This window comes from Mesorhizobium sp. B2-3-11 (genome assembly GCF_006442215.1).
GTDB classification, from domain to species: domain Bacteria; phylum Pseudomonadota; class Alphaproteobacteria; order Rhizobiales; family Rhizobiaceae; genus Mesorhizobium; species Mesorhizobium salmacidum.
On the sequence record NZ_VFVS01000003.1, the window covers coordinates 374,014 to 384,977 of the forward strand.

At 62.9% G+C, this 10,964-nt stretch carries 9 protein-coding genes; 7 read left to right on the plus strand and 2 right to left on the minus strand.

The features are described from left to right. Positions 1–37 precede the first annotated feature (37 nt). From hemH to FJ960_RS07225, 4 genes are all read left to right on the plus strand, one after another. A complete protein-coding gene (hemH, locus tag FJ960_RS07210) occupies positions 38–1,099 on the plus strand; it encodes a ferrochelatase (protein WP_140712794.1) in 1,062 nt (353 codons plus the stop codon). Positions 1,100–1,151: 52 nt separating this feature from the next. Further along, the gene (locus FJ960_RS07215) at positions 1,152–2,363 is read left to right on the plus strand and encodes an FAD-binding oxidoreductase (protein ID WP_140712796.1); all 1,212 of its coding nucleotides are present in this window, start codon (positions 1,152–1,154) and stop codon (positions 2,361–2,363) included. A gap of 121 nt (positions 2,364–2,484) precedes the next feature. Then, positions 2,485–3,435, plus strand: a complete 951-nt coding sequence (locus FJ960_RS07220; protein ID WP_140504234.1) for an SPFH domain-containing protein — start codon at positions 2,485–2,487, stop codon at positions 3,433–3,435. A gap of 14 nt (positions 3,436–3,449) precedes the next feature. Next, positions 3,450–3,914: an NfeD family protein gene (locus FJ960_RS07225; RefSeq protein WP_140712798.1), complete on the plus strand. Its 465-nt coding sequence runs from the start codon at positions 3,450–3,452 to the stop codon at positions 3,912–3,914. Positions 3,915–4,116: 202 nt separating this feature from the next. On the opposite strand, the gene FJ960_RS07230 is transcribed toward FJ960_RS07225, so the two are convergent. Beyond that, positions 4,117–5,118 carry a KpsF/GutQ family sugar-phosphate isomerase gene (locus tag FJ960_RS07230; RefSeq protein ID WP_140712800.1) on the minus strand — a complete coding sequence of 334 codons (1,002 nt, stop codon included), beginning with the start codon at positions 5,116–5,118 and terminating at the stop codon, positions 4,117–4,119. 247 nt (positions 5,119–5,365) lie between these two features. On the opposite strand from FJ960_RS07230, the gene FJ960_RS07235 reads away from it, so the two are divergent. Beyond that, complete coding sequence (locus FJ960_RS07235; RefSeq protein ID WP_181174166.1) at positions 5,366–7,141, plus strand: outer membrane beta-barrel protein; 1,776 nt, start codon at positions 5,366–5,368, stop codon at positions 7,139–7,141. A gap of 82 nt (positions 7,142–7,223) precedes the next feature. On the opposite strand, the gene galU is transcribed toward FJ960_RS07235, so the two are convergent. Beyond that, positions 7,224–8,138 carry a UTP--glucose-1-phosphate uridylyltransferase GalU gene (galU, locus tag FJ960_RS07240; RefSeq protein ID WP_181169741.1) on the minus strand — a complete coding sequence of 305 codons (915 nt, stop codon included), beginning with the start codon at positions 8,136–8,138 and terminating at the stop codon, positions 7,224–7,226. Positions 8,139–8,341: 203 nt separating this feature from the next. Here galU and FJ960_RS07245 point away from each other — a divergent pair, with 203 nt between their 5' ends. Both FJ960_RS07245 and FJ960_RS07250 read left to right on the plus strand, forming a co-directional pair. Then, positions 8,342–9,565 (plus strand): lytic murein transglycosylase, encoded by a 1,224-nt coding sequence (locus tag FJ960_RS07245; RefSeq protein ID WP_140712802.1) that lies wholly within the window; start codon positions 8,342–8,344, stop codon positions 9,563–9,565. A gap of 31 nt (positions 9,566–9,596) precedes the next feature. Continuing rightward, on the plus strand, positions 9,597–10,829 hold the full coding sequence (locus FJ960_RS07250) for a DUF459 domain-containing protein (RefSeq protein ID WP_140712804.1): 1,233 nt from the start codon (positions 9,597–9,599) through the stop codon (positions 10,827–10,829). Positions 10,830–10,964: the final 135 nt, after the last annotated feature.

A 10,964-nucleotide genomic window follows, 5' to 3' on the forward strand; every position in this document is an offset into this window, starting at 1 on the left:
GCCATCGCTAGTTTCACGCCGTCTCCGGAGAACCCTTATGACGCCTACCAATGTTGTCGACCCCAAGACGGTCAAGCCGGTCGCCGCGACGGCGGGACACGCGCCGGCCAGGGCCGGCAAGGTCGGCGTCATGCTGGTCAATCTCGGCACGCCCGACGGTACCGAATTCAAGCCTATGTGGCGCTATCTCCGCGAATTTCTGTCCGACCCGCGCGTCATAGAGCTCAACAAGGCGATCTGGTATCCGATCCTCTATGGGCTGGTACTGACCACGCGGCCGAAGAAGTCGGGTGCCAACTACGCCAGGATCTGGAACCGGGAGAAGAACGAGTCGCCTTTGCGCACCTACACGCGCGCGCAATCCGAAAAGCTGACCGGGGCATTGCGCGACTTGCCCAATGTCATCGTCGACTGGGCGATGCGTTACGGCAACCCTTCGACATCAAGCGTCGCCGAAAGGCTGGTGGCGCAAGGCTGCGACCGCATCCTGAGCTTTCCGCTCTATCCGCAATATTCGGCGACCACCACGGCAACCGCCAACGACCAGCTGTTCCGGGCGTTCATGAAGATGCGCGCGGCACCTGCGATCCGCAGTGTGCCGCCCTACTATGCCGAGCCGGTCTACATCGAAGCGCTCGCCAGTTCGATCGAACGGCATCTGGCGACGCTCGATTTCGAACCGGAGGTGGTGATCACCTCCTATCACGGCATCCCGAAACCCTATTCCGACAAGGGCGATCCCTACCTGGCGCATTGCCTGGAGACGACGCGGCAGCTGCGCGAGAAACTCGGCTGGGACGAGAACAAGCTGATCACCACCTTCCAGTCGCGCTTCGGGGCGCAGGAGTGGCTGCAGCCCTACACCGACAAGACGGTCGAGAAACTGGCCAAGGACGGCATCAGATCGATTGCCATCGTCAATCCAGGCTTTTCCGTCGACTGCATCGAGACGCTGGACGAGATCGGCCGCGAAGCAGCCGAGACCTTCCATCATGCCGGTGGCGAAAACTTCGCCCACATTCCTTGTCTCAACGACAGCCCCGAGGGCATGGCGGTGATCGAAGCAATGGTGCGGCGCGAACTGTCGGGCTGGGTCTGACGCCGGAACAACACAAGCTCCGAAGCGTTGAGCAGCGCCTCCGGAGAATTCAATGCTCCGCAAACTCGACCTCAGCACTGGCCGGCCCGTCTGGTCCGCCTATCGGGCGCCCGCGGTGCCGACGGGCAGTCTGATCCGGGACGTCAAGGCCGATGTGCTGATCGTCGGCATGGGCATCAGCGGCGCCATGATGGCCGAGGCGCTGACAGCGGATGGTCACTCCGTGATCTGCATCGACCGGCGGGGGCCGCTGAAAGGATCGACAGCGGCAACCACGGCGCTGGTGCAGTTCGAAATCGACCAGCCGCTTTCGGCTCTGTCGAGGATGATTGGCACGGCCCAGGCACGGCAGGCCTGGCGACGTTCGCGGCTGGCTATTTCCAATCTCGCCGCCCGCATCGCCGAACTCGGCATCAAATGCGGCATGAGCCGCACCCAATCGCTCTATTTGGCCGGTACCGCGCTCGGCCCCTCGGAACTCCGGGACGAAACCGAGGCGCGGCAGATGGCCGGCATCGGCGCGACCTATCTCACACCGGCGCCATTGGCCGAAACATTCGGCATCGATCGCGCTGGCGCCATCCTAAGCCATGGCAACATCGCGCTCGACCCGCGCAAGCTGACGGCCGGGTTGCTACTCAAGGCTCGGGAGCGCAAGGCACGTCTCTATACGCCGGTCGAAGCGGCGGCGATCAAGGACAGTGCCGACGAGGTGATCGTGACAACCAGGGATGGCCCCGCCATCACGGCACGGCATGTTGTCTTGGCCACGGGTTACGAACTGGTCGACATGGTGCCGGCGGCTGCTCACCGGGTCATATCGACATGGGCGATCGCAACCCGCCCGCAAACGCGAAAACTCTGGCCGGGTGCGGCGTTTATCTGGGAAGCTTCCGATCCCTATCTCTACGTCAGGGCAACGGTCGACGGCAGGGTCATCTGCGGCGGCGAGGACGAGGATTTCATCGACCAGACGCGGCGCGATGAACTGATCGGCGACAAGAGCGCACGCATCGCCGCAAAGCTAGGCCTGATGTTTCCGCATCTCGACGTCAGGCCCGAATTTGCCTGGGCCGGCTCCTTCGGCATCACGACGTCAGGCCTGCCCTATATCGGCGCCATTCCCAGGCACCCGCGCATCCACGCCGTGTTGGGTTATGGCGGTAATGGCATCACCTTCTCGCGGATCGCTGCGGAGATCGTCTCGGCGTCGATCGACGGGCTTGAAGACACGGATGCAAGCCTGTTTGCCTTCAACCGCTGAGTGTATACTCGCAAACAATCCCTCATCACCTGATTGTAACGTTCTTGAAACACACTTAAGTCTTTGGTGAAGTTGGCTGCGCGGGAATGGCTTGCGCGGCCTGCTTCTGAGGGAGAGCCAAATGGATTTCAGTGGTTTCGATATTGCGATCGTTGTTCTTGTCGCGCTTGTCGTGCTGGTGCTGTTCAAGGGCATCAAGACAATTCCGCAGGGATACAACTATACCGTCGAACGCTTTGGTCGTTATACCAAGACACTGAGCCCCGGCCTCAACCTCATCACGCCGTTCGTCGACCGCATCGGCGCCAAGATGAACATGATGGAACAGGTGCTCGATGTTCCGAGCCAGGAGATCATCACCCGCGACAACGCCATCGTCGGTGTCGACGGCATCGCTTTCTACCAGATCCTCAATGCGGCACAGGCCGCCTATCAGGTTGCCGGCCTGCAGAACGCCATCCTCAACCTGACGATGACCAACATCCGTACCGTCATGGGTTCGATGGACCTCGATGAGCTGTTGTCCAACCGCGACGCCATCAACGAGCGCCTGCTGCGCGTCGTCGACGAGGCGGCGCACCCGTGGGGCATCAAGATCACCCGCGTCGAGATCAAGGACATCAACCCGCCGGCCAATCTCATCGAATCGATGGGCCGCCAGATGACCGCCGAGCGCAACAAGCGCGCGCAGATCCTGGCCGCCGAGGGCCTCAAGCAGTCGCAGATCCTCGAAGCCGAGGGCCGCAAGGAAGCCGCCTTCCGCGATGCCGAGGCGCGCGAACGCTCCGCCGAAGCCGAAGCCCGCGCCACCCAGGTCGTGTCGGAAGCGATTTCCAAGGGTGACGTGCAGGCGCTGAACTACTTCGTCGCCCAGAAATACACAGAGGCGCTGGGCAAGATCGGCACCGCCACCAACAGCAAGATCGTGCTGATGCCCTTCGAGGCGTCGTCTCTGATCGGCTCACTTGGCGGCATTGGCGAAATCGCCAAGGAGGTCTTCCGCAGCGAAGGCACGACCGGTGCGCAGAGGCAGGCAGCCCGCCCGCCGGTGGTCCGCCCGAGCGAGAATTGAGATAGGCCACTCTCATGATCGACCGCATCGTTTCTGAACTCGGCCCGTGGAACTGGATGGTCCTGGGCTTCGTGCTGCTGGTGGTAGAGGTCATCGCGCCGGGCTTCTTCATGCTTTGGATCGGCATCGCCGCTCTGATCGTCGGCGCGGTGTCGCTGCTGGTCTGGGGTGCCGCCATTTGGACATGGCAGGTCCAGGTGCTGCTCTTCCTCGTGCTGTCGCTGGTTTCAGCCTTTGCCGGCAAGAAACTCATGGGCGGACACGACCAGCCGAGCGATCAGCCGCTGCTCAACCGCCGTGGTGCGCAGATGATCGGCAGGATGGCGACGCTCGCCGAGCCGATCCGCGACGGCCGCGGCCGCATCAAGCTCGGCGACACGCTGTGGCGGGTTTCCGGCCCGGATTTGCCCGCCGGCACACAGGTGCGCGTCACCGCCGCTGCCGACACCGACCTGGAATTGACGGTGGAACAGGTCTGAGTTTCCGGCCCCCAATACCTGAATAGCACCGGCACGAGGTGTGTTGAGATTCAGGTCAGGCCGAGCCGAGAATGGTGGCTTCCGAGAACCGGAGCGGAGCGGGCATTAAGTCCGTGAGCTCAGTTCTACTGCGACGCAGTAGAACGGGGAAGCGCAGGAGGCTGCCGTCCGCAGGCCGGCCTGACCTGAATACCGACACGCCTTAGGCAGCGCCGATGCGCAACAGGTCATGGAAATGCACCACGCCCAGCGGCATGTTGTTCCTGGTCACCACCAGCGCGCCGATATTGTGCTCGTTGAGCAGCGCGATGGCCGTGCCTGCAAGCGTCTGCGGGTCGACCGTCTTGGGCGTGCGGGTCATCACGTCGTCGACGATGACGTCGGCCAGGTTGCGGTGCAGGTTGCGCGCGACATCGCCGTCGGTGATGATCCCGGCCAGTTCGCCATTCGCGTCAACGATCAGAACGCAGCCGACCTTCTTCTGCGACAATGTCATCACAGCTTCCGGCATTTTGGTGCCGAGCGAAGCCAGCGGCATCTGGTCGCCGGCCCGCATGATCTCGGAGACCATGGTCAGGTTGGCGCCGAGCTGGCCGCCGGGATGGAAGGTGCGGAAATGGTCAGGCGTGAAGCCCCGCGCCTCGAGCAGCGCGATCGCCAGCGCGTCACCGATGACCAGTTGCAGCAGCGTCGATGTCGTCGGCGCCAGGCCATGCGGGCATGCCTCGGGGGTGCGTGGCAAAAGCAGCACCACGTCGGCCGCGCGCGCCAGCGCCGACGTCTCTCCGGAGGTCACGGCGATGAGCGGGATGGAGAAACGCCTGGAATAGGCGACGATGCCCATCATCTCCTTGCTCTCGCCCGACCACGAAATCGCGATGACGGCGTCGTCCTTGGCGATCATGCCGAGATCGCCATGATTGGCCTCGACGGGATGGACGAAGAAGGCCGGCGTGCCGGTCGAGGCCAGCGTCGCCGCGACTTTCGACCCGATATGGCCGCTTTTACCAATACCGGTGACGATGAGCCGGCCCTCGATCTTCGAGATCATCTCGACGGCCTGGGCAAAGGGTGCTGCCAGTCCGTTCTCGAGTGCCTCGGCAAGGGCCGCGATCCCGGCCTGTTCAGTTGCCACCGTTCTCAGCGCCGATTCGATCGACGCTTGCCTGTCCAGAGGCTTCTTATCGAGAGGTCTCGCATGCATGGATCATGCGATTAGCGCTTTGCCGCCCGCCTGTCCAACGGAAATGGCCCTCCGGCATCAAGGTCGAGTGTGCGGCGGTTGGAGCAAGGACAAGGATCAAGACAGAGGCACGACCCGGACCCGCATTGTCGCCCGCGAAAATCGCGTTCGAGCCGGGGGGATGCGTGCCGCCTCAACCCTCCATTAACCATCCCCATTTACGGTTCGGTAAGTATGGCGCGCATGCGCCGCGCAAGCAGTGGTGGCGATGTCCGGGGTCCAGCCAGAAAAATTGAGAGGACGACGGGACAAGGCGGCCTGCGCCTTGCTGCTGGCGACCAGCATCCTTGCCTTGCTGCGCCCTGCGCCCCTCCATGCCCAGGAAACGGAACTGCGTGGAGAAGTATCCGAATCGGCGATCCTGTCCGACCAGCAGCGCAAGGCGGGAAGCCTGGTTCTCGCCCAGCAAACGGCGGCCAACGCTGACGCGCGGGACAATGCGCCGGCGCGCACCTATTTGCCGGCCAGCGCCGACGCCGTGCCTGACGACACGGACGCCGCGAACTCGACCACCAGCGTCTTCGACCCGCCCCAGGCTAGCGACGATACCTCCGCTGATGCGCCCACGCAGCCCAAGCCGCGCCGCACTTCGATCGCCAGGCAGAATGCGGCCGACAAGGCAAGGGACAGGGCGGCCGACAAGTCGAAGAAGAAAAAGAGCACTACGGCGGCTACGGATCCAACCACCACTGCCACGACGGCCACAACGGACGACACCGACAGCATCGCGGCGGATCAGGACGCGGCCAACCGCCGTGCACTCACCATCGACAGTGCGGACAGGCAGAAACTCGACGCTGGCGCCGAGCGCACCACTGCGATCGAGGGCCGGAACAAGAAACCCGAAGACGATCCGTTCGCCGCCACCGGGGTCAAATGGGGCTCCTTCGTCATCCGGCCGACCATCGAACAGGGATTGACGGCCACGACGAACGGCGACTCGAGCAGTGCCGGCACATCGGCGCTGCTGTCCGAGACGGCGCTGCGCTTTACCGCCGCTTCCGACTGGCGTGAAAACTCCGCGACCATCGACGGCTACGGCATTTTCCGCGAAACGGTGTCGGGCTACCGGGTTCACGATGCGCAGGGCCGCATCGAAGGCCAGCTCAATGTCGACCTCGACAAGGAAATGCGCGCCATCGCCAAGCTCGGCTACGAAGCTGTGCCGGAATCCGCGTCTTCGCCCGATGCCATCGCCGGCGTCAGCACCCAGCCCCTGCGGCAGTCGATCGACGGCAGCATCGGCGTCGAGAAGGCGGTCGGCAAGATGCAGTACACATTGACCGGGGCGGTCTCACACGACTTCTATGGCGACGCCAAGCTCTCGGACGGCACCTCGCTGTCGCAGAAAGACCAGGACAACACGCTCTACACAGCAACCTTGCGCACCGGCTACGAGATTTCCCCGGCGCTCACGCCCTTCACCGAAATCGAGGTCGGCCGCCGGGCCTACGACCAGCGCATCGACAATGAAGGCTTCGAGCGCTCCTCGACGCGGCTTGGCGCCCGCGCGGGCCTGCAGCTCGACATGGGCGAGAAGCTGTCGGGTGAATTCTCGGCCGGCTGGCTCAGGGAAGCGGTCGACGACAAGAGCCTGGAAGCGATTTCGGGGGCCACCGTCAACGCGGATGTCAAATGGTCACCGCAACGCGGCACCATGATCGGCTTGACCGGCAAGACAACTGTCGAGACCACGACCACGTCAGGCGAAAGCGGCGATATCCTCTACTCCGGACGCCTGACGGGCGAACGTGTGATCCGATCCAATCTTACCGCGAATGCGGCTCTGGGCCTGGACTGGCGCGACTATGTCGGCATCGACGGCCATGACAGGATTTTGAGCGCGGAGGCCGGACTGACCTGGTGGCTGAACCGGTATGCCGGCCTCACCACCCGGGTGAGAACCGAGAAGCTGACCAGCAACCTGCCCGGCCGCGACTACACCGCCAACAGCATCTACCTCGGCGTGAAAGTGCAGCGCTGAAGGCCTATAAGCTTCGTCATCCTGGGGTCTCCGCGACGTCGCTACGCTCCTGCTTTGCCCGAGGATGACGAAAGTGCGGTGACTAAAATGCGGCCCCGCGGCGCTCGGATGGGCTCACCTCGTCGAGAAGCGTGCGGATGACGCCGGCCATGTTCTCATTCATGTCGCTGCGCCACAGCGCGAAGGCGACATTGGCCTCGACAAAACCTTCCGGCGAACCGCAATCGAAGGTGCGGCCCTGATAGTGGTAGCCGTAGAAGGCCTGCTGCTTCTCCAGCTTCAGCATCGCGTCGGTGAGCTGGATCTCGTTGCCGGCGCCCTTCTCCTGCCCCTCCAGAATCCCAAAGATCTCGGGCTGCAGGATGTAGCGGCCGTTGATGTAGAGATTGGACGGCGCCGTGCCGGTCTTCGGTTTTTCCACCATTTCGGTGATACGGAACCCGTGATGCGTGTCTTCGCCGCGCCCGACAATGCCGTATTTATGCGCCTCCGCCGGATCGCATTCCTGCACGGCGATGATGTTGTTGCCGGTTTCCTCATAGAGCTCGACCATTGCCTTCGTGCAGCTCTTCTCCGACTGCATGATCATATCCGGCAACAACAGGGCGAACGGCTCGTCGCCGACCAGTTCGCGCGCGCACCAGACGGCATGGCCGAGACCCATCGGCACCTGCTGGCGGGTGAAGCTGGTCTGCCCTGGCGCCGGCTGCAGCCGTTGCAGGCGAGCAAGCTGCTCGTCCTTGCCGCGCTGTGCCAGCGTGTCATAGAGCTCGAACTGGATATCGAAATGGTCCTCGATGACCGCCTTGTTGCGGCCGGTGACGAAGATGAAATGCTCGATGCCCGCCTCGCGCGCCTCATCGACGACATACTGGATGACCGGCCTGTCGACGACGGTCAGCATCTCCTTGGGAACGGCCTTGGTGGCCGGGAGAAACCGCGTGCCGAGACCGGCGACCGGGAAAACTGCCTTGCGAACTCTCTTCATGCCTTCAATTATCCGTTTGCTGGCCAGCTCCGCAATCCCCGTCTCGCGACATTTTCACGCCGGAATTGAAGATTACTGGGGCAACTGAGGGGAAACTTCCACCGGTTAAAGCACCCAGGTGTCTTTTCGTTCCAGGCGACGCCTATGGTAAACTAATTCCTAACCCGGTTCGGCGATGAATGGTCTTTCCTGAGACAGAGAAGGAGGAAAAGATGTCCGTTCGCAATGCCGCAAAACGTTTCGCCAGCGTCATGACGGCGGCCAGCCTCTCGCTCGCTTTGCTGATGCCGACCGGGCCGGCTTTCGCCGACGCCGGTTTCCGGCAATGGGTCGCCGGGTTCCGCGCCACCGCCTTGGCGGGCGGCGTTTCCGGCTCCGTCTACGACCAGGCTTTCAGGACTATCAACGAGCCCGATCCGGTGGTGTTGGAAAAAGCCCGAACGCAGCCCGAATTCACCGCCCCCGCCTGGGATTATTTCGACAACCGCGTCCATGATCAGTCCGTCGCCGTCGGGCAGCAAATGGCGAAAAAGTGGAAGCCTTGGCTGGACAGGATCGAGGCAAGGTTCGGCGTCGACCGCTATGTTCTCCTGGCCATCTGGTCGATGGAATCGAACTATGGCGAGATCCTCAAGCGCGACGACATCATGCGCAGCGTCATCCGTTCGCTGGCGACTTTGGGCTACGGCGACGCGAAACGTTCGAAATATGCCCGCACCCAGTTGGTCGCGGCGCTGAAGATCCTGCAAACCGGCGATATCGACGAGAGCCACCTGATGGGCTCCTGGGCGGGCGCCATGGGCCAGACCCAGTTCATCCCGACAAGCTACCAGCATTATGCCGTCGACATGGATGGCAACGGCAAGCGCGACATCTGGAATTCCATCCCCGATGCGCTGGCGACATCAGCCAACCTGCTCAAGAAGAATGGCTGGCAGGCCGGAAAGACCTGGGGCTACGAAGTCACGTTGCCGGCAGGCAAATTGCCGGGCGGATCGAAGACGCTGGCACAATGGCAGGCGCTCGGCGTCGTCAGGGCCAGCGGCAAGCCGTTCAAGAACCTCACCGACAAGGCGACGCTGAAAGTGCCGGACGGGCGTGGCGGACCAGCCTTCCTGATGGTCAGGAATTTTTCGGTCATCAAGGCCTACAACAATGCCGACAAATACGCGCTGGCCGTTGGTCTGCTTGCCGATGAGATCGCCGGCGGCAGCGGCCTGGTCCAGGATTGGAACCGGCCTTTCACCAAGCTCAGCTTCGAGGAACGGCAGGAGTTGCAGAAGCGACTTTCCCAGCATGGCCTTTATGATGGCAAATTCGACGGCAAGATCGGCGACGGCTCGAAGACGGCCATCATGGCCTATCAGGCAAAGGTCGGCTTGACCCAGGATGGCTATCCGAGCTTGGAAGTGCTGAAATGGCTCAGGCAGAAATAGAGCCTGACGAAGTTGAGTAGGGAGGGAGCGATTGGTTTGGCCTGCGCGCATCGGCACGTTCGTTCGTCGCATGCCGGTGCTGATCCTGGCCTTCGCCGTGCTCGCCATTGCCGTGGCCGGCGCCGTCCATGCCCCAGCCATGGCGCAGGAGCAGCCGCAGCAGAGTCGAGGCTGGTCGTTGCGCGACCTTCTGTTTCCGCGCCGCAGCGAGCGGATCGAGCCGCCGCCGGACATCCAGCAGGCGAGGCCTAAGCCGAAGAAGAAACCTCGTGCGCCTCGTCCACCCGAGGAGCCGGCAACGCCCGTGGTCGAAAAGGCGCCGGACGCCCGCACCGTCTTGGTGGTCGGCGACTTCATGGCGACGGGCCTCGCCGAGGGTCTGGACGAAGCCTTCGCCGAGAATACCGGTGTCAGGATCGTTGTCCGCGGCAATGGCTCGTCAGGCTTCGTGCGCGATGATTTCTACAACTGGCCCGAACAGATCAAATCGCTGATCGAAACCGAAAAACCCGCCGCGGTGGTCGTCATGCTGGGGTCTAACGACCGCCAGCAGATGAAGGTCGGCGACGTGCGCGAGCAGCCTCGTTCCGAAAACTGGACCAAGGAATACGAACGCCGTACCGATGAGTTCGGCAAGGCAATCGCCACCGCCAAGGTGCCTTTCCTGTGGGTCGGCATGCCGGCCTTCCGGGTGCCGAAGATGACCTCGGACATGCTGGCCTTCAACGACATCTACCACAAGGCGGCCGAAAGCCACGGCGGCGAATTCGTCGATGTCTGGGACGGCTTCGTCGACGAGAACGGCGCCTTCATTACCAGCGGCCCCGACATGAACGGCCAGCCCGTGCGGCTACGCGCCGATGACGGCATCAACGTGTCCAAGGCAGGCAAGCGCAAGCTCGCCTTCTACACCGAAAAGCCGCTGCTGAAGATCCTTGGACTGGCAGCGCCCGGAAGCGTGGCACCGGCGGCAGCGCCGGCGGGCGCACCCGTCGAAGCACCGGCTCCGGCGGCCGCACCTATCGTCATCGATCGCACCCAACCCATGCTGCTCAGCGATCCCGCGCTCGACGGCGGCACCGAATTGCTCGGCGCTGCCCCGCCGCCGAAAGCCAATCCAGCTCTTCCCGGGGAAAGGCTGGTGATCGAGGGCAAGGCACCGGAGGCGTCGCCCGGACGCGCCGATGATTTCTCATGGCCGCCGAAGGCAAGTCCGGCAGCCGCGGCGGCAGCAAGCGACACCACGACGGCGATCAGCCCCTAGAGCAATTCCAGGAAAAGTGTGTAACGGTTTTCCCGGGAAAAGCGCGTAGCGCTTTCCCTAGAGTCTTTCATGTTTTGACGGAAGCGTATCCGGCGTTTTCGAAGTAGTTCTTGCATTCGGCTGCCTCGATGGTTT